The organism is Streptomyces sp. NPDC002577 (genome assembly GCF_053594815.1).
Genome location: NZ_JBSFWK010000009.1, coordinates 17,674 through 36,388 on the forward strand (window position 1 = coordinate 17,674; position 18,715 = coordinate 36,388).

15 protein-coding genes are annotated in these 18,715 nt (G+C 68.6%); 6 read left to right on the forward strand and 9 right to left on the reverse strand.

The features are described from left to right. Nucleotides 1-7: 7 nt before the first annotated feature. Together ACWD4J_RS14980 and ACWD4J_RS14985 are read right to left on the reverse strand one after the other, a co-directional pair. Nucleotides 8-202, reverse strand: a complete 195-nt coding sequence (locus ACWD4J_RS14980; RefSeq protein WP_451395785.1) for a DUF397 domain-containing protein — start codon at nucleotides 200-202, stop codon at nucleotides 8-10. A gap of 10 nt (nucleotides 203-212) precedes the next feature. Continuing rightward, nucleotides 213-1,094 (reverse strand): helix-turn-helix domain-containing protein, encoded by an 882-nt coding sequence (locus ACWD4J_RS14985; protein WP_451395786.1) that lies wholly within the window; start codon nucleotides 1,092-1,094, stop codon nucleotides 213-215. A gap of 253 nt (nucleotides 1,095-1,347) precedes the next feature. Here ACWD4J_RS14985 and ACWD4J_RS14990 point away from each other — a divergent pair, with 253 nt between their 5' ends. Then, a complete protein-coding gene (locus ACWD4J_RS14990; RefSeq protein WP_451395787.1) occupies nucleotides 1,348-1,764 on the forward strand; it encodes an ATP-binding protein in 417 nt (138 codons plus the stop codon). A 444-nt stretch (nucleotides 1,765-2,208) separates the two neighbouring features. On the opposite strand, the gene ACWD4J_RS14995 is transcribed toward ACWD4J_RS14990, so the two are convergent. From ACWD4J_RS14995 to ACWD4J_RS15010, 4 genes are all read right to left on the reverse strand, one after another. Then, nucleotides 2,209-3,105 (reverse strand): hypothetical protein, encoded by an 897-nt coding sequence (locus ACWD4J_RS14995; protein WP_451395788.1) that lies wholly within the window; start codon nucleotides 3,103-3,105, stop codon nucleotides 2,209-2,211. Between the two features lie 102 nt (nucleotides 3,106-3,207). Further along, nucleotides 3,208-4,329 (reverse strand): S1 family peptidase, encoded by a 1,122-nt coding sequence (locus ACWD4J_RS15000; protein WP_451395789.1) that lies wholly within the window; start codon nucleotides 4,327-4,329, stop codon nucleotides 3,208-3,210. A gap of 753 nt (nucleotides 4,330-5,082) precedes the next feature. Next, complete coding sequence (locus ACWD4J_RS15005; protein ID WP_451395790.1) at nucleotides 5,083-6,075, reverse strand: LuxR C-terminal-related transcriptional regulator; 993 nt, start codon at nucleotides 6,073-6,075, stop codon at nucleotides 5,083-5,085. 23 nt (nucleotides 6,076-6,098) lie between these two features. Next, nucleotides 6,099-7,082 (reverse strand): helix-turn-helix transcriptional regulator, encoded by a 984-nt coding sequence (locus ACWD4J_RS15010; protein ID WP_451395791.1) that lies wholly within the window; start codon nucleotides 7,080-7,082, stop codon nucleotides 6,099-6,101. A 297-nt stretch (nucleotides 7,083-7,379) separates the two neighbouring features. On the opposite strand from ACWD4J_RS15010, the gene ACWD4J_RS15015 reads away from it, so the two are divergent. Next, nucleotides 7,380-7,709 (forward strand): (2Fe-2S)-binding protein, encoded by a 330-nt coding sequence (locus tag ACWD4J_RS15015; RefSeq protein ID WP_451395792.1) that lies wholly within the window; start codon nucleotides 7,380-7,382, stop codon nucleotides 7,707-7,709. A gap of 215 nt (nucleotides 7,710-7,924) precedes the next feature. Here the strand turns inward: ACWD4J_RS15015 and ACWD4J_RS15020 are convergent, their stop codons facing one another. Then, nucleotides 7,925-8,338, reverse strand: coding sequence for a pyridoxamine 5'-phosphate oxidase family protein (locus ACWD4J_RS15020; RefSeq protein ID WP_451395793.1), 414 nt, complete (start codon nucleotides 8,336-8,338; stop codon nucleotides 7,925-7,927). 108 nt (nucleotides 8,339-8,446) lie between these two features. Between ACWD4J_RS15020 and clpB the strand changes: the two genes are divergently transcribed. Together clpB and ACWD4J_RS15030 are read left to right on the forward strand one after the other, a co-directional pair. Next, on the forward strand, nucleotides 8,447-11,044 hold the full coding sequence (clpB, locus tag ACWD4J_RS15025; protein WP_451395794.1) for an ATP-dependent chaperone ClpB: 2,598 nt from the start codon (nucleotides 8,447-8,449) through the stop codon (nucleotides 11,042-11,044). Nucleotides 11,045-11,220: 176 nt separating this feature from the next. Then, nucleotides 11,221-11,751, forward strand: a complete 531-nt coding sequence (locus ACWD4J_RS15030) for a YbjN domain-containing protein (RefSeq protein ID WP_451395795.1) — start codon at nucleotides 11,221-11,223, stop codon at nucleotides 11,749-11,751. A gap of 12 nt (nucleotides 11,752-11,763) precedes the next feature. Here ACWD4J_RS15030 and ACWD4J_RS15035 read toward each other — a convergent pair whose 3' ends face one another. Together ACWD4J_RS15035 and ACWD4J_RS15040 are read right to left on the reverse strand one after the other, a co-directional pair. After that, nucleotides 11,764-12,876 carry a hypothetical protein gene (locus tag ACWD4J_RS15035; RefSeq protein WP_451395796.1) on the reverse strand — a complete coding sequence of 371 codons (1,113 nt, stop codon included), beginning with the start codon at nucleotides 12,874-12,876 and terminating at the stop codon, nucleotides 11,764-11,766. 277 nt (nucleotides 12,877-13,153) lie between these two features. After that, nucleotides 13,154-14,668 carry a multicopper oxidase family protein gene (locus tag ACWD4J_RS15040; protein ID WP_451395797.1) on the reverse strand — a complete coding sequence of 505 codons (1,515 nt, stop codon included), beginning with the start codon at nucleotides 14,666-14,668 and terminating at the stop codon, nucleotides 13,154-13,156. Nucleotides 14,669-14,965: 297 nt separating this feature from the next. Here ACWD4J_RS15040 and ACWD4J_RS15045 point away from each other — a divergent pair, with 297 nt between their 5' ends. Both ACWD4J_RS15045 and ACWD4J_RS15050 read left to right on the forward strand, forming a co-directional pair. Next, nucleotides 14,966-16,831: an ABC transporter ATP-binding protein gene (locus ACWD4J_RS15045; protein WP_451395798.1), complete on the forward strand. Its 1,866-nt coding sequence runs from the start codon at nucleotides 14,966-14,968 to the stop codon at nucleotides 16,829-16,831. Next, a complete protein-coding gene (locus ACWD4J_RS15050) occupies nucleotides 16,828-18,627 on the forward strand; it encodes an ABC transporter ATP-binding protein (RefSeq protein WP_451395799.1) in 1,800 nt (599 codons plus the stop codon). The genes ACWD4J_RS15045 and ACWD4J_RS15050 overlap by 4 nt, the downstream gene beginning before the upstream one ends. The last annotated feature ends 88 nt before the right edge of the window (nucleotides 18,628-18,715 follow it).

Here is an 18,715-nt window from a genome sequence, read left to right on the forward strand (position 1 = left end):
CTTTCGCTCAGTGCTCGTCGCTCGAGGTTGCCCTCAGGTGCCGCAGCAGGGCGGCCAGCCCGGCGGGGGTGGTGCGGAGGATGACGTCCGGGGTGTCGCTTTCGCGGAGGCGGATGGTTCGGTCGGGGGTGGCGGTGACGTAGACGCAGTTGCCCTCCGGGCCGCCGCTGAACGATGACTTCTGCCAGTTCAGTTCCGGCATCTTGGCCTCCCTAGAGGGTGTAGAGAAGGTGCTGGATGAGGGCCAGCGAGTCCTTCACTGAGTGCGCTTCGGGGGCCAACGATACGTCGATGGGGGCGAGGGCGTTCTCGGCGAGTCGGTCGAACAATGAGGCGTACTGATGAAGCTGGGCTTGCTCGGTCAAGTAGAGGGAACCCAGAGGCTGTTCGACGATTACCGTGCCCAGCCGCGGTGCGCTGGGGCTGATGTGTACGAAGGGTCCACTGAGGGCCCCGTACGCCTGGGCTCGGAACGGGTAGACCTGGATGGTCACATTCGGCAGGCGGGCCAGTTCGATGAGTCGCAGCAGTTGCTCGCGCACCACCTTGGTGTCGCCGAAGCGCATGTGCAGGGCCGCTTCATGGATGACGGCGTGCACGGTGGGCGGGTTCTCGCGGGTGAGGATGTGCTGCCTCTCCATACGGAACGTCAGGGCTTCCTCGATGTTCTCGAAGCCGAGCTTGGGGCTGGTGAAGATTGCCCGCGCGTAGTCGGCCGTTTGGAAGAGGCCAGGGATGAACAGCGGCTCGTGGGTTCGTAGAGATTGGGCGCCTGCCTCCAGTTCGGCCAAGTTGAGCGCGCCAGGCCCCATGTGCTTCTTGTAGGGGCTCCACCATCCCTTGCCGGTTGCCTCGGACAAGGCCACCAGTGCTTCGATATAGGGCTCGTCTGCGCAACTGTAAGCCCGACACAGGTCCAGAAGTCGCTCCGTAAGGATCGACGTCCTGCCGAGCTCGATGTGGCTGAGCTGTCCGCGGCTCATGTCGATCCGCTCGGCGGCCTCAACTGCGCTCAAACCCGCATCTTCGCGCAGTTGTTTGAGCTCGAATCCGAGTCGTCGTTGCCGCTCGCTGATGGTGGTGCGCAATCCCACGGTCTCTCCCTGCTGGCTCGTCCAAAGTCTGCCTCGTTCAAGGGGGTTGGTCCACCGGAAGAGGGGAGTTGGTTGCGCATACGAACCCTAAATGGCTACCGTGGGTGCGGTACCGATAACGCTACGGAATCGCTCGACTCCCCCTGCCCATAAGCCGACAGAGCACCCACCCCTCCCACCAGGAGCGCGCGGGCAACGCCATCGCTCGGCACGGGACGACCTTCCTCACTCCTATCGATGGGAGCCGTCACCCATGCAACCAGCGCGCAGCGCATCACACCGCCCCACCCAACTCGCCTACGAGTACAGCCTCTTCGCGCCGGGCGACGCCACCGCCCCGAAACTGTGCCGCGACTTCGTGCGCGGCGTCCTGCTCGCCCTCGGCAGAGAGCCACTCGCCGACGCGGCGACGCTCTGCACCTCGGAACTCGTCACGAACGTCCATCTGCACACCAAGGGCTCCGCGATGCTGCGGGTCTGGCTCACCCCGGCGCGCCTTCGGGTCAGCGTCTTCGACGAGAGCCCGGACCCGCCGGTGATTGCGACCCCGCCGCCGGAGCCGTTGCCTGCTGGGGTCGCGGACTCGCGCTCGTCGCCGAGGTCGCGGACGCGTGGGGCGTCGCGGCGGACCGGGCGGGGCGGTACGCGAAAGGAGTGTGGTTCGAGCTGAACGAGATGTGTACTGGACGGCTTCGCGGAGGGTGGTCGGCGTGATCGATTACCTCCTGAAGCACCCAATGGCGTGGCGGCACCGAGGAGGTGGCGTGGAGCGCTATGGAGCTTCCTGAGGGGACCGCTCCAAGATCGGTGAGGGAGCCATCGCTGTATGGCGTGCCGGTCCTCTGCCCGAACGCCTCCGGTTCGATGCTGTGCGGGTTGTCGGCCTCGAAGGTGCAGGCGCGGTGCATGCTGCCCATGGACGAAACGGAGCCCACAGAGGACCTGGTCCGCGGACGTTGCCCGTGATGAAGACCGCGGCGTCGGATGGGACGACAGAGGACTACGTCAGGGCGCGATAGGCCCGGTGGCCTGGGCAGAGGCCGTCACCTTCCCGCCCCCACGCCACGGGAAGTTTCGGGGTCAGTGCGTCCGAGCCGGGGCTGGGGTGCGCGGCTCAGCTCCAGCTCGGCGAAGGCCCGTGCGGCGGCTTGTAGGGAACTGGTTGGCCGGTGAGTGCATCGAGCAGAACGCGGTCGCCCAGAGGGCGGTCCAGCTTTACCGTCACCTGTGTCAGTCTCCCTTGCGCGGTGCAGTCACTGTCGTCGGGGTGCTTGACGGAGGCGGACAGCACTACGCTGCCGCGTGTTTCCAGCACATCAACCGCGGGGCCGCGGTCGCAGACACCATGAAGGGCAACCACGGTGACCGATCGCCCGTCTGCGGCAATCTGGACCAGCCGGTTGAGCGGATAACCGGGGACGTCGGTGGCCCGCCTGATCGGCGACTGAGGCATTTTCGAGGGGATGACAGCGGCCTGCTTGAGGGGAGAGTCATAGCCCTCCAGGCTGAACAGCCAGGCAGGGACGACTGCAGGCCCCCGGCTGGTGGCCACGCTCATCTCACCCAGCTTCGCCCCGGTCACAGTGAGGTGCGGGTTCCCGCCGACGCGGGCGCTAGCCAGGGTCTTATATGACGAGTCCGGCTCCACCAGCGGCCGTGTGAGCAATCCGTCCCCGTCCCAAGCGACCCGGCCGTTCTTCGGCCAGGTGGTGGGCAACTTTCCGTCCAGGACGAAGCTGTGGTCTTGGTAGGCCTGCTGATCAGCCTTGCTCTGCAGGCCACCCCGCGGCAGCTGGATCACTTCGCCCATTGGGTGGTAGCCAGCACGCCACGCCGCCGCAGCCTTGGACCCGTCCCAGGCTGCGGCGACCTGCCGGGCGCGGTTCACCACTGCCTCCGCGTGGTCACCGGCACCCTTCTCGCTGCCGCAACCGGTGACGGCACCCACACCGATAGCCGTCAAGATCGCCAAGGCGCGCATGCCAGCGGTGCCTGATGTTCTGATACGCATATGACCTCCGGTTGCGATGGCGACGCGGCAAGCTGTGCCGTCCTTGTGACGCGGCTGGCCCATGATTGGTTCACCGGGTTGCGGGCAGCTGAGGGCGTGTTGTCAGTAGACGTGGAGGCCGCGTTGGTCCAGCACGGTCTGCACTCGCGTGTAGAAGGAGTGGCGGCCTGTCTGCGCATCGGAGTCGCCGCAGGGCTCGTCGAGGTAGTTTCCGCCGGAGGTGATACCCAGGGCGGTCGTGCCCTGGACCAGGGGCCCTCCGCTATCTCCATGCATCGTGCAGAGGGTGGCCTCGTACATGCCGTACAAGGTCGTCCCGTCGGTGTAGGTGACAGTCGTACTGGACTTGCTTATGTAGCCGACTGTGTCTTGGCTCGCGACTCCGATCCGGTCCGCGCTTTCCCCTTCGGCTGCGAAGCGGGAGTTGTCGATCTGGTGGTAATCGCCACCCCAGTATCTGACGGTCCCGAGCGGGTTGATGTCGGGGTCGTCCGCCTTGATGGTGGCCCAGTCGCAGGCGCGAGTGGACCCGTCACAGTAGCCGTCGGTTCCGGTTTCAAAGTTGTACGCGGTCTGGGTTCCGATCCTGGCGCCGTTCCAGTCCATGTACCAGGTGTTGCCGGTGCCGGGTACGCAGTGGCCTGCGGTGAGTGTGTAGATCGTCCCCGAGGAGTTCTTGGTGTTGAACGCGGCGCTGCAAAGCCAGCCTTCGGACCAAATCCCATTGGCGCCCCGAAGGTCGGTGGCGGCGGCCTCCAACTTGCCCCCGAGTCTTTTAATGCGTATCGCCCCGGGGTGAGCTGTCGCAACCTTCTCGATCCGGGCCCTGCTGGTGGTGGGCACCCCGTCGAAGATCTCGACTGACACCTGGTTGGTACTGGCCTCAACGCCCCACGCGGTATTGGGGATGCCCCCCAGCTGGTCAAGCTCATGGTGAATGGACGCAAGCTCAGCCGCACTTCGGGTCACCAGTTTCGGGGTCCCGCCCGCGTCCCGGACGGTCTGCGCGGCTGCCTGGTCAGTGACCGTGACTACGAGGTGCCCGTCCTTGTAGTACACGCCGCCGGTCCGGTCGGCGCCGAGCTTGTGTGCCAGCGCTGCCGCCCGGGTGGGGTCAGTGAGCGGCTTCGGGGGTTCCCCGGCGGATGCCGGGACAGCTGCCGCGATGGTGACCAGGAGTGCGGCGGAGAGAATCTGCGCGAGTCTCCTCGGGGCATGGGGCATGGGGCATTGTGCGACCTCCAGTGACTGTCGAAACCAAAACAAAAATGTTGTTTCTGGTGCCTGAAGTGCGAAAAATGACAGCTGGGATTGCCTTTCTGGCAAAGGGCGGCTAGTCAGCTTGGGCATGGGAACGAGTGAGCTGCCGTGTTGGCGAGCCGGCGGAGAGTTGTCCCTGCTGCCCAGACGCGCGAACCTGAGGGCGCTGACACATATACGTGCACCCGCCGACGCGGCGTGGCCACCAGAGTTGCGCTCTCTCATCAAGCTGCGCCGTGTGAAAACCGGCAGGGCCTGCAGATTGCACATGTTGTGCCCCAGGCCCCGCCGGGGCCCTCTCAGCGACCAGTCAGACGACGGCGCCAGAGGCGTTCTCGTTCTTCAGGACCTCTTCGTCGGCCATGCGCACACCCCCATGGGCTGCTCGTGGACGCGTTCCGCAGGAAGGCGCCCGTGGTCCGCTGTGTGATGGGGTGACCAAGATCTTGTCGTCACCAACCATGCATCGCGCGTTCACAAGGGCACCACCGTCATCTTGTTGCGTGTGGAGAATGCGGAGGGGTGCGCATATGCCACCTGCTAGCTAGATCCAGGACATACGGGAAGTTGCAATGCGCCTCGCAGGCACCTCGCTGGCAAAAGAGCCGCCGATAAGCGAGTGTTGGGCGACACCGGGTGTCGGGCCATCGCATCTGGCGGCCTGTGGAACGGCTGCGCACGCGTATTGCCTGGTCAGGGTGTCCGCGCCCGCTTCGGTCAGCGATCCGGCGATCCTGAGGTTGCTTCCTCCAGAATCCCTGCCTGGCCGATGAGGTAGCCGAGTTGTGCCCGGCTGTTACTTCCCAACTTCTCGGCCAGCTTGGCGATGTGGACGCGGACCGTACGGACGTTCATGCCAAGCCGCTCAGCAATCGATGTGTCGGTGTGACCTTCGACGAGAAGCCCGGCGATGGCTCGTTGGCGGGCCGTAATGCCGTTCGACGCGGGCTGGCTGGCAGCTTGGGGGAACATGGGGGTGGCGAGGCGCCAGAGCCGCTCGAAAGTGGTGACGAAGTAGGCGATCAGGGCTGGGTGCCGTATCTCCAGGGCGACATCGCGGTCTTTGTTTCCCGGTATGAAGGCGACGGCGCGGTCGAGGACGACGAGCCGTTCGGTGACCTCGTCGAGCGTACGGACCTCGACGTCGCCGTCCAGTTGCTCGTAATGAGCGAGAATGGCGGGCGAGTAGCGGGAGGTGTGCTGGTAGAGCGTTCGCATCCGGGCCCCGCGGGCGAGCAGCCCCTGCTCCCGCGGAAGGGCGCCGGCCAGGGTGGTCGGAGACCGCTGTCCGCCGGGCTGGATGGTCAGCAGCTCCTGCGAGGAGACGCCCAAGGCGTGGGTGATGGCGGCGTTGATTCTGTGGAATCCCTGCAGCACGGTGATCGAGGGGGAGTTGGCTTGGGAGGCGCCCTCGGCGTCCAACTCCATGAGGGGTTCGAACGTCTCGGCCAGCTTCGTTCCGCGGCGGCGCTGACGGGCGACTTCCTCGTCGATGGTGCGGAGCAGCATGGGAAGGGCGACGGAGGGTGCGGTGGGTCGCAGCCACCGCATGTCCTCGAGGTCGGGGTGGAGGAGACCGAAGTCGATCAGGCAGGGCGCTGAACCGGCGTCCTGCTGACGGACACCCCCCTCGCGAAGTGCACGGGCGTACAGATGTAGGCCTGCCTCACACAGTTCCGCGACTCCGTGCGTGTGCGCTTCGACGGTCACCTGCGGCTCTCTCCGATGGGCGCTCAGTGATTCTCGTTCAGTATCCCGGACTGGGCGATCAGATAGCCGAGTTGTGCCCGGCTGCCGCTGCCGAGTGCCGCCGCGAGCTTGGCGATGTGGGCGCGGCAGGTGCGTACGTTCATGCCGAGACGGCGGGCTATCGCTTCGTCGACGTGGCCCTCGACGAGGAGCTTGGCGATGGAGCGCTGGACGCCGGAGATGCCGTCCGTGGGTGGGGCGTAGGGGGTCTCTTCGAGCAAGGGCACGGCACGGCGCCAGAGTTGTTCGAAGACCTTCACGAGGTACTCGACCAGGCCGGGGTGGCGCAACTCCAGGGCGACGCGGCGGTCGTCGCGCGCCGGGATGAAGGCCACGGTCCGGTCGAAGATCATGAGGCGTTCTATGAGCTCCTCGAGAGTGCGTATCTCCACCTTCCCCTTGGCCATGATCTCGGCGTAGGCGAGGGTTCCCTGGCTGTGCCGGACGGTGTGCTGGTAGAGCGTGCGCATCGAGATGCCGCGCTCGATGACGGCCTGGCCGCGTTTGAGCGCCGTGCCGAGCGCGTGCTCGCTGCGGCCTCCTCCGGGCTGCACGGTGAGTACCTCGGACTGGCATTCGGTCATCGCGAGGTCGATGGCGGAGTTGATCCGCTCGATGCCCTCGAGGACGGTCACCGCCGCGGTGGAGCCCGGGTCCTGGGTGCTGATGCCCATGAACGGTTCGAAGGAATCGGTCAGTTTGATGGCAGAGGCCCGGCGCTCCTGGATCTCGCGCTCGATGGGGTGGAGTCTCTGCGCCAGCGCCGCTGTAGGCGGAACTGGGCGAAGCCAGTTGGCGTCGTCCGGATCGGGGTGCAGGAGCGCGAACTCAAGGAGGCAAGGTGCGGGCGCCACCTCCGCGCGCCCTATGCGCCCCAGGCGCAGAGCGTCGGCGTACAAACGCCTCCCTGCATCGCACAGTTCGGTCACCGCATGGGGATGTGTCCGTTGTGTGTTTGTTTTAGGCAAATCTCCACCCCCCAGGGTCTTGAACGTGCAGGAACATGATGCACCGCTTCTGTGGCTTTGACGTGGCTTGATGAGTCATCGTCTTGAGAGCGGGGGAGAGACATCGGAAGTGAGGACGAAGCCCACTATGTGCAAGAGAATGCTTCGCTCGGCGCTTGCCGTAGCCTTCTCCGCTGGATTGGTCTTCGGCGCAGTGAGCCCTCTGGATCTCGCTTGGGACAGTACCCCGGCCTCCGTGAGCGTTGCGACCGCACCGCCGGACCTCGCTTGGGACACGGCTCCGGTGGGCGCGGACGCATGACCATCCCACCCGACGACCGGTCCTTCCGACGCGAGATGGCGACCGCCTATCGATCAGGCTGGCACTTCATCGACCTCGTCACGGCGATTCCGCACCGTGGTGATTCGTTGATGGTGACGCTGGTCGGTGAGCCGATCGTCGTGGTGCGCGAGGAGGACGAGGACGTACGGGCGTACCGGTGCCTGCGTCGGCCGCGGGGTGCCCCACAGCCCGTGCGGTGCGCGGTCCGGTACGGAATGATCTTTGTGAACCTCGACCAGCGGGACCATCAGCCGGTCGAGCAGGAGGCATCAGAAACTTTCTCCGCCACCCCCCGCAGTGCCTGACGCGATTCCCCCGTCGTTACAAATCGCTCAGGTGCTTCCCCCCGCAGCGGCGTCACCGTGACCTGAACACGGTGGCGCCGCTGCAGTTTGCGCTGCGCGCGGCTTGACCGTTGACGGCTGCGCCCACCCTCCCCCACTGCCCTAAGGGCGTGGGGGGACCCCCATCGCCCCAGCGGAACGACTGCCCACAGCGGGGCGGGGGCGGGCGGCGGTGTTCAGCCGCGGCCCATCGCCGTCGTCAGGCGGATCTCGATCGCCACGCGGTCGGGATTCGGCGACGGGGTGCGGCCATAGCGCTCGGCGTAGCGGCGCTCGGCCTCCGCTACGTGGGCCGGCTCCGTGCGCACCGTCGCCCGCCCCTCCAGCGTCGCCCAGCGGCGGCCGTCCACCTGGCAGACCGCGACCCGCGCGCCCTCGGGCCCGGCGGCCAGTACGTGCCTGACCTTCGCGCTCGACTTGTTGGTGATCACGCGCGCAAGGCCGGCCTCCGGGTCGTACGTCACCCCGACCGGCACCACGTGCGGTGTGCCGTCGGGCCGGAGTGTCGTCAACGTGCACAGGTGCCTCTCCTGCCAGAAGCTGAGGTAGGCGGGGTCGGGGCGGAGTGGGTCGACGGGGTACGCAGTCATGGGTTGGAATGTACTTCCCGGGCTTGCCTTGAGTGGAATAGACTCAACTTTGTGTACGTTGCCCATGTCAGATCAAGGACGGGCTGACGCAAGGAGGAGACAGCGAACGTGGACGCCGAGCTGACCAACAGGAGCCGGGACGCGCTCGGCGCGGCCAGCAACCGGGCCGTGACCGAGGGGCATCCGGACCTGACCCCCGCACACCTGCTGCTGGCACTGCTCGAGGGCCAGGACAACGAGAACATCACCGACCTGCTCGCCGCGGTCGAGGCCGACATGGCCGCCGTGCGCGCGGGCACCGAGCGCCTGCTCTCCGCGCTGCCGAGCGTCACGGGCTCCACCGTCGCGCCGCCGCAGCCCAGCCGCGACCTGCTGGCCGTCATCGCCGATGCCGCGGAGCGCGCGAAGAGCCTCGGCGACGACTACGTCTCCACGGAGCACCTGCTCATCGGTATCGCAGCCAAGGGCGGCCAGGCCGGGGACGTACTCTCCCAGCAGGGCGCGACCGCCAAGAAGCTGCTGGACGCTTTCCAGAAGACGAGGGGAGGGCGCCGGGTGACGACACCGGACCCGGAGGGTCAGTACAAGGCCCTGGAGAAGTTCGGCACGGACTTCACCGCGGCAGCGCGCGACGGCAAGCTCGACCCCGTCATCGGGCGGGACCACGAGATCCGCCGCGTGGTGCAGGTGCTGTCCCGCCGTACGAAGAACAACCCCGTCCTCATCGGCGAGCCGGGCGTCGGCAAGACCGCCGTCGTCGAGGGCCTCGCCCAGCGCATTGTGAAGGGCGACGTCCCCGAGTCGCTGAAGAACAAGCGGCTCGTCGCGCTCGACCTTGGTGCCATGGTCGCCGGGGCCAAGTACCGCGGTGAGTTCGAGGAGCGCCTGAAGACCGTCCTCGCCGAGATCAAGGACTCCGACGGGCAGATCATCACGTTCATCGACGAGCTGCACACCGTTGTCGGCGCGGGCGCCGGCGGCGACTCCGCGATGGACGCGGGCAACATGCTCAAGCCGATGCTGGCGCGCGGCGAACTGCGCATGGTGGGCGCGACCACGCTCGACGAGTACCGCGAGCGCATCGAGAAGGACCCGGCCCTGGAGCGCCGCTTCCAGCAGGTGCTGGTCGCCGAGCCGAGCGTCGAGGACACCATCGCGATCCTCCGCGGCCTCAAGGGGCGGTACGAGGCCCACCACAAGGTGCAGATCGCGGACAGCGCCCTCGTGGCCGCCGCGACCCTCTCCGACCGGTACATCACGTCCCGCTTCCTGCCCGACAAGGCCATCGACCTGGTCGACGAGGCCGCGTCCCGGCTGCGTATGGAGATCGACTCCTCGCCCGTCGAGATCGACGAGCTCCAGCGCGCCGTGGACCGGCTGAAGATGGAGGAGCTGGCGCTGGAGAAGGAGACCGACCCGGCATCGCGCGAGCGCCTCGAGAAGCTGCGCCGCGACCTCGCCGACAAGGAGGAGGAGCTGCGCGGGCTGACCGCGCGCTGGGAGAAGGAGAAGGAGTCCCTCAACCGCGTCGGCGAGCTGAAGGAGAAGCTCGACGACCTGCGCGGCCAGGCCGAACGCGCCCAGCGCGACGGCGACTTCGACACCGCCTCCAAGCTGCTGTACGGCGAGATCCCGGCCCTGGAGCGCGACCTGGAGGCCGCGTCCGAGGCCGAGGAGGAGGTCGCCAAGGACACGATGGTCAAGGAGGAGGTCGGCCCCGACGACATCGCCGAGGTGGTCGGCGCCTGGACCGGCATCCCCGCAGGCCGGCTCCTCGAGGGCGAGACGCAGAAGCTGCTGCGCATGGAGGAGGAGATCGGCAGGCGCCTGATCGGCCAGACCGAGGCCGTGCGGGCCGTCTCCGACGCCGTACGCCGCACGCGTGCAGGTATCGCCGACCCGGACCGGCCGACGGGCTCGTTCCTGTTCCTCGGCCCCACCGGCGTCGGCAAGACCGAGCTGGCCAAGGCCCTCGCGGACTTCCTCTTCGACGACGAGCGGGCCATGGTCCGTATCGACATGAGCGAGTACGGCGAGAAGCACAGCGTCGCCCGGCTCGTCGGCGCGCCCCCCGGCTACGTCGGCTACGAGGAGGGCGGCCAGCTGACCGAGGCGGTGCGCCGCCGCCCGTACTCGGTGATCCTGCTCGACGAGGTCGAGAAGGCGCACCCAGAGGTCTTCGACATCCTGCTGCAGGTCCTCGACGACGGGCGGCTGACCGACGGCCAGGGGCGGACGGTGGACTTCCGCAACACCATCCTCATCCTGACCTCGAACCTCGGCAGTCAGTTCCTCGTCGATCCGACGACGGGCGAGGAGGAGAAGAAGGAACAGGTCCTGGAGATCGTCCGCGCGTCCTTCAAGCCGGAGTTCCTCAACCGGCTCGACGACATCGTGGTCTTCTCCGCCCTGGACAAGGACGAGCTGCAGCGCATCGCCCGGCTCCAGATCGACCGGCTCGCCAAGCGGCTGGCCGAGCGGCGCCTCACGCTGGAGGTCACGCCCGAGGCGCTGGCGTGGCTCGCGGACGAGGGCAACGACCCGGCGTACGGGGCGCGGCCGCTGCGCCGCCTCGTGCAGACGGCCATCGGCGACCGGCTCGCGAAGGAGATCCTCGCCGGCGAGGTCAAGGACGGCGACACGGTCCGGGTGGATGTCTTCGGCGACGGGCTGCTGGTCGGCCCGGCCACCGCCAAGACGCTCTGACCGGCGGGTCACCGGAGGGTCACCCGCGGGTCACCGCAGGGACCTTCCGGCCTTCCGAACAGGGACGCTCTGAGCGGAATCCGGCCACAGATTGCCCGAACCACCGGGGGCGGGGCTTGCCATGCCCCGCCCCTCCTGAGGGAGGATGGCGGGATCCGTACGAAGGGAAAAACACGGTGAGCATCGACCCGTCCTCGATTCCGAACTTCGGGGGCCAGCCGGGGCAGCAGCCCCAAGGACCGGCGGGCCCTGTCGTCCCGGATCAGGACCTCGTGAAGCAGCTCCTCGACCAGATGGAGCTGAAGTACGTCGTCGACGACGAGGGTGACCTCGCGGCGCCGTGGGAGCAGTTCCGTACGTATTTCATGTTCCGCGGCGAGGGCGACCAGCAGGTCTTCTCGGTGCGTACGTTCTACGACCGGCCGCACGAGCTCGACGAGAAGCCGCAGCTGCTCGAGTCCATCGACGACTGGAACCGCCGCACCCTGTGGCCCAAGGTCTACAGCCACACGCACGACGACGGCTCGGTCCGTCTCATCGGCGAGGCGCAGATGCTGGTCGGCACCGGCGTCAGCCTGGAGCACTTCGTGTCGTCGACCGTCAGCTGGGTGCGGGCCGCCATCGAGTTCGACCGCTGGCTCGTCGAGCAGCTCGGTCTCGAGAAGGAGATCGACAACACCGAGAAGCCCGAGGAAGACGACGAGTAGGCACGCTCGGCGTCACAGAGGCGTATGGGCGATCGCGACCAGATACGTGCCGTATGCCATGGAGAGCCCGGCCAGGGCGCCGACCACCAGGACGGCGTGCAGCGGCCGGGCTCTCGCCGTTCGCGCGAGCGCGCACGCGAGCGGCAGCAGCAGCGGGAACGCCGGCAGCAGGAAGCGCGGCTTGGACTCGAAGAACCCCGAGCCGGCGATCGTGATCAGCAGCAGGACGCCGCTGTGGACGAGCAGCGGAAGCGGTGCGCGATCGGCGATCAGCAGCGCGTACAGGAGCACGCCGGCCGCGACGATCACCATCGTCACGGGGAAGACCACCCGGTCGCCTTCGAGCAGCAGGTGTCTGACGAAGACCAGCGAGTCCGCGCCGAAGTCGAAGCGTGAGCCCCAGCCGCGCTGCACCGCGAAATAGCCGCCGAGCGGATCGCCCTTGCGGAATCCCACCCACAGGACGAAGGCGCACCAGCCGGCCGGCGCGAGCGCCGCGCCCGTCCACAGGCTGTGGGGAACGCGGCCGCGGCGCTTCCACACCTCGCACCCGGCCGCGGCGATGACGGCGGCGGCCACCGCGAACCCGTTCGGCCGCGAGGCCCCGGCGAGCGTCGCCAGCACCCCCGCCCACAGCCAGCGGCCGGTGAGCACCGCGTACAGCGACCAGGCGGCGAAGGCGGTGAGCACCGGCTCGGTGTAGGCCATGGAGAGGACGACCGAGTGGGGGAGCAGGCCCCACAGAAGGACCAGCAGGGTGGCCGTGCCGTGTCCGTGCAGCAGCACTCCGATCCGGTACATGCCCCAGGCGGCCGCCATGGCGGCCGTCCATGAGACCAGCAGTCCGGCGGCGCCCCCGCTGACCGGCACGACGGCGGTGACGATCCGTACGAGGCCGGGGTAGAGCGGGAAGAAGGCCAGGTCGCTGTGGATGACACCGGGCTCGAAGTGCAGGGTGCGGCCGTACCCGTGTACGGCGATCTCGAGGTACCACAGGGAGTCCCACGACCGTCCCAGCAGCGCGAACGTGCTCTTCCCGGTGGCGTGCGCGGCGGCCGCGAGGACGAGCACGCCGCACAGCCGGGCAGCGACGAAGAGCCCGAGAGCCGTCGCCGCCGTCGCCATGAGGCGTTCCGTCCGGGGTCCCACCAGGCGCTTGACGCGCTCGGGGAGGAACGGGCGGGCACAACTCGCGGTACCGGCCGCCTCGAGCGGAGCAGGGGCAACAGTGCGCGGGAAGGTCACATGCGCACCCTCCGTCCACCGACACGCCAGCGCGAGCGGAATTCCCCCAGCCGGGTGCACGGGGCCGCGCCGCGCGCGGGGGCGGGCACCGGCCCGGCCGCCCCAGAACCCTCGGGACCCCCGGGTCTCACTCGTCAACCCTCGGGACCCCCGGGGCTCACTCGTCCATGACCATGATCATCCCCATCATCCCCTCGTCCTCGTGCGGGGTGATGTGGCAGTGCATCATGTACATGTACTCGTCATCGGCGTAGTCGGTGAAGCGCATGGCGATCCGCACGGTCTGCTCCGGCCGGATCTCCACCGTGTCCTTCCAGCCGAGGTCCACGCCGGTGGGGGCGGTTCCGTCGACCGAGACGATCTGGAACGGGACGCCGTGGATGTGGAACGAGTGTTCGAGGCCCGTGGTGTTGACGATGTCCCAGACCTCCAGCTCGCCGAGCCGGACATGGACGACGTTGGACATCATGGCCTCCATGGAGGTCCCGACCACGCCGTTGATGCCCATGCCCTTCTTTGTGAAGTTCCAGGTCAGGGTCATCTGGCGGGGCGTCACGCCTGAGGTGTCGAAGCGCTCTACGGTGTTCAGGCGCGCCGGCAGCGGCCCGGGGCGCCCGAGGCTGCGCGGCGGATCGAGCCTCAGGAAGGGGTAGGTGCCGCTGCCGCCCTCGACCCAGGCCGTCTCCACGGTGGCCTGCAGCTGGACGGCGTCGCGCACGTCGATGACGATCTCGGCGCGGGACGCGGCCACCAGGCGTATGGAGTCCACCTGGGCGGGCTCGGGCAGCAGCGCCGACTCTGTGGCGACCTGGGTGAGGGGTGCGCCGTCGGCGCGGGAGACGGTGAAGACGTCCGAGAGCGAGGCATTGAGGAAGCGCAGCCGCAACCGGGTGCGTGCCGCCCGGTGCGTGAGGGTGGTGCCCTCCACGTTCACCCCGTTCGTGAGGACGGGGAAGGTCACGTTCTCCTCGTTGTAGCCGTCGAAGTCGTACTTGAGGGTGCCGGCCGGGTCGGTCGCCATGCACTGGAGGACGACCGGGATGTCGTCGACGCCGTAGTCGTGCGGCAGGGCCCGGGAGGCCGGGGAGTCGTCGTCGACGATCAGCATTCCGGCGAGGCCCTGGGCGAGCTGCCGGGCCGATGCGCCCATGGGGTGCGGGTGGTACCAGAGTGTGGCGGCCTGCTGGTTGACGGTGAACTCGGGCGTCCAGGTGGTGCCGTCGGCGAACGAGGTCTGCATGCCGCCGTCCTCGCGCGGCGGGACATGGCCGCCGTGCCAGTGGACGGTGGTGTCCTCGCCGATGCGGTTGGTGACCTCCATCCGTACGCGCTCGCCGTCGCGCAGGCGGATCGTCGGTCCCAGGAAGGTGCCGTTGAAGCCGCGGGTCTCGCTGGCGACGCCCGGCAGCACTTCGTGCGTGCCGGAGCGCATCTCCAGGCGGAACACCGAAGTGCCGTGTAACCGGGTCGAATTGAGCTCAGGAGGCACGGGCAGCGGCGTGGTCGTGGGGGCCTCGGAGGCGCCGGCGTCCCCGGCGTTGAGCATGTACGGAGTGAACGCGGCCGTGGTGAGGATCGTCCCCGCCGCGGAGCCCGTAGCGATGCTGAGCAGGCGTCTTCTGGACATGCCGGATGAGCGCGGCGTGCGGGCCGCGGCCGATGGCTGGGTCATGCGGCAGATGATGACATGAGTCATGTTGGTCTGTGTTTGATTTCCGCGAAGTCCTCAACTCACCTGGTGAGATGAGGTGTTGACGCAACTACGTGTCCATGCCAATGTTGAAGCGCTTCGACAGACAGCATGTACTTCCCATGCACTTCCCACGTGTATCTCACGTGTCTTGAGCACCACTCGTTTCGCTTTATATCGGGCTCTTTGCCGCGTAATACCCCTGTGTGACCTTGGGGTGCGGCAGATCGAGGCCGTCCTTTCGTCACGCTCGACGAACCTTGGTGAATCGCTTCGACGATGGTGGTTTCTGTGCGTTTTCTGTTCGGCAGGGTGCGATTATTCAGGGAACTCCCTGCGGCGGGCCGCCCGTTGGTGAGCGCGATGGCGGTGCTGGTGCTGCTCGAGGGGCTGGTCCCCGCGGCGACGGCGCTGTCCATGGGCGCCCTGGTGGACGCGGTGGGGCGGCCGGCGTCGTCCGGTCTGCTGGCCGCCGCCCTGGGGCCGCTGCTCGCCTTCGGTGCCGCGCTGCTTGCGGGTCATCTGCTCGAATCGGCCGCGGAACCGCTGGACTTCGCGATACGGGCCCGGATCGACGGCGCGCACCGCACCCGTGTGATGCGCCTCGCCGCGCTCGGACCGACCATCGGCGCACTGGAGGGGCAGCGCGCGCAGCAACTGGTCAGGGCCGCAAAGGCGATGCCCGAGAACTGGACCGAACGCACCCCCGCAGCAGGGGCGCTGGCCCAGTTACGGCTCGCGGCGAGCATGATCGGCCTGATCGCCTCGTGCGGGGTCCTCGCCCGCTACGCGTGGTGGGCGATCCCCCTGCTGCTCGCTCCCGCGGTCCTCAACCACGTACTGCGCAGCCAACAAGCCCTGGCCTATGGCCAGTTGTGGCGCGCGGGCCTCATCCACGGCTTCCGCGCCGGGGTCTGGCAGGCGGCGTCGCTGTCGGCGGGCGAGGGCAAGGAGATCCGGGTCTACGGGCTCGGCGACTGGGCGACCGAGCGGGCGCTCGACCACACACGGACGATGTTCGGCCCGGTATGGGGCGCCGGGCTGCGCACGGCCCGCCGCGAGTGGAGCCAGCTCCTGCTGGTCGGCGTGCCGTTGCTGGTGACGTTCGCGTCCGTGGCCGCCGCGGCGGCGCGGGGCGAGGCCACGGTCGAGACCGAGACGGCGGTCCTCGCCGCCGGGTGGTCGGTCTACCAGGTGCTCAAGTACGGCGAGGGCGTCCGCGACACCCATGGCGCTCTGGAGTGCCTGCGCGCCCACGACGAACTCGGCCGGGTACTCGAACCCGCCGCCGAGGGGCCGGCCGGGTCCTCCCCCGTACCGGCCGGCCCGCCCCGCGTCCGCTTCGAGAACGTCTCCTTCGCCTACCCCGGAATCGGCCGCACCGTCCTGGACGGGATCGACCTGGAGATCTGCCCTGGTGAACTCCTGGCGATCGTGGGACTCAACGGGGCGGGCAAGTCGACCCTCATCAAGCTGCTGTCCGGCCTGTACGACCCGACGTCCGGCAGGATCACGGCGGACGGCACGGACATCGCGGAACTCGGCGTGGACCAGTGGCGCAGACGCATGTCGGTGGTCTTCCAGGACTTCGTGAAGTACCCGCTGACCGCCGCCGACAACGTGACCCTCGGCAAGGCCACGGCACCCCCCGACCAGGAGGCCGTCGAGGCGGCGGCCCGCGATGCCGGACTCGACACCCTGGTCGACCGGCTGCCGCAGCGCTGGCAGACCCCCCTCGCCCGCTCGCGCACCGGCGGGGTCGACCTGTCCGGCGGGCAGTGGCAGCAGGTGGTGCTCGGCCGCGCCCTGTACGCGCTGCGGGCCGGTGCGGGGCTGCTCGTCCTCGACGAGCCGACCGCGCACCTCGACGTCCGCACCGAGTTCGAGGTCTTCGAGCGGCTGGCCGCCCGCAAGTCGCAGGCGAGCGTCGTACTGATCTCGCACCGGCTCTCCACGGTGCGCCAGGCCGATCGCATCGTCCTGCTCGACGGCGGCCGGATCACCGAGTCGGGCACCCACGACGAGCTCATGCGTCTCGGCGGCGGCTATGCGCGGATGTTCGCCATCCAGGCCGAACGGTTCGCCCGCGGGGCGGACCACGGCGACGAACAGCTCATGGACCTCATGGAGGGGGAGGCGCGATGACGACGTACGTGAAGCTCTGGGCGGAGCTGCTGCGGCTGTCCTGGCGCCGGGTGCCGGGGCTCACGGCCGCCGTGTTCGGTCTGCATCTGGTCTCGGTCGTCTCGATAGCCTCCGTGTCGCTGCTGCTCAGCCGGTGCGTCGACGCCGCCCTGCGGGAACAGGCGGGCGCGGCGGCCGCCGCCGGTGCCGGGGCGGCCACGGTCTACGCCGTCATGGCGGTCACCGAGGACATGCGGACCAATGTCACCGCCGTCGCCCTGGAGAAGGTGGCGCTGCTGGAGCTGCAGCCGCGGATCTACCGCGACGTCGCCACCCTGGAAGGGCTCGACCACCTCGAACGCACCGACGTCCTGGACCGGATCACCGTGCTGCGGGGTTCCGCGTGGGGCCTCATGCAGTCCACCTGGTCGGCCGTCGGCACCGTCTTCACCGCGCTGCAGCTCTCGGTGCTGCTGTTCCTGCTGGGCTCGGTCAGCCCCTGGCTGCTGTTCCTGCTGGTGTTCGCCGCCGTCCCCGTCTGGTCGGACCACCGCGGCCAGGCCGCCGTACGGGACGCGGAAACCGCCACTGCCGAGTCCTACCGGCTCCAGGAGAAACTCTTCGACCTGGCCACGGAGCCGGGCGGCGGCAAGGAGATCCGGGTCGCGGGTGCCGGGCGTGAACTGGTCGCGCGGCAGTCGGCGGCGTGGCGGGAGGCGATGGCCGAGCGGACCCGGGCCCGGGTGACGGCAGCGGTGTGGAAGCTGGTGGGCTGGGTGGTGTTCACCACCGGTTTCACCGCGGGGCTCGCCCTGGTGGTCCACCGGGCCGCGGCGGGGCACGGCGGCGCGGGCGACATCGTGCTCGCCGTCACCGTCGCCACCAGCCTGCGCCAGTCCGTCCATGCCGTCGTCGCCCAGACCACCTCCAGCTCACGCGGCGGACGGCTCATCGAACCCTTCCTGTGGCTGCGCGCCTACGTCGCCGCCGAACGGGCCAAGCAGGCCGGGACGCTGCCCGCGCCGACCGTGCTGAAGGAGGGCATCGAGTTCGAGGACGTCACCTACACCTACCCGGGCACCGGCCGGCCCGCCCTGGAGGGCATCAGCGTCACGCTGCCCGCGGGCAGCGTCGTCGCGGTCGTCGGCGAGTACGGCTCGGGCAAGACCACGCTCGCCAAGCTGCTGTGCAGGTTCTACCGGCCGGACCGGGGCGCGGTGCGGGTCGACGGCACGGACCTCGGCGAGCTGGACACCGCCGCCTGGCGATCCCGGATCAGCGCCGCCTTCCAGGACTTCGGCAGGTTCGAGACGGTCCTGGCCGAGAACATCGGCCTCGGGGACCTGCCGCACCTCGACGACCGGGACCGCATCGCCGAGGCGGTGCGCGCCGCGGACGGGGACCGCTTCGTGGCCCGCCTGCCGCAGGGCCTCGACACCCAGCTGGGCCGCAGATTCGACGGGGTCGACCTGTCGGAGGGGCAGTGGCAGAAGACCGCGCTCGGCCGGGCGTCGATGCGCCGCACCCCCCTGCTGTTCCTGCTCGACGAGCCGACCGCCTCCCTGGACGCCCCCAGCGAACAGGAGATCTTCCAGCGGTACATGACGTGGGCCAGGGAACTGGCGGGCCGCACCGGGGCGATCACCCTGATCGTCTCCCACCGCTTCTCCACGGTGAACGGCGCCGATCTGATCCTGGTGCTCGACAAGGGCCGGATCGTCGAGTCCGGCACCCATGACGAACTGGTCGCCGTCGGCGGCCGGTACGCCGAGTTGTACGGAATCCAGGCCACCGCGTACGCGTCGGCCGATTCCTGACCCCGAGCGGCTTCCGACACAGCTTCCGACACTTCGGACACAGCTTCCGGCACAGCTTCGAACGTAATTTCGAACACAAGTTCGGACA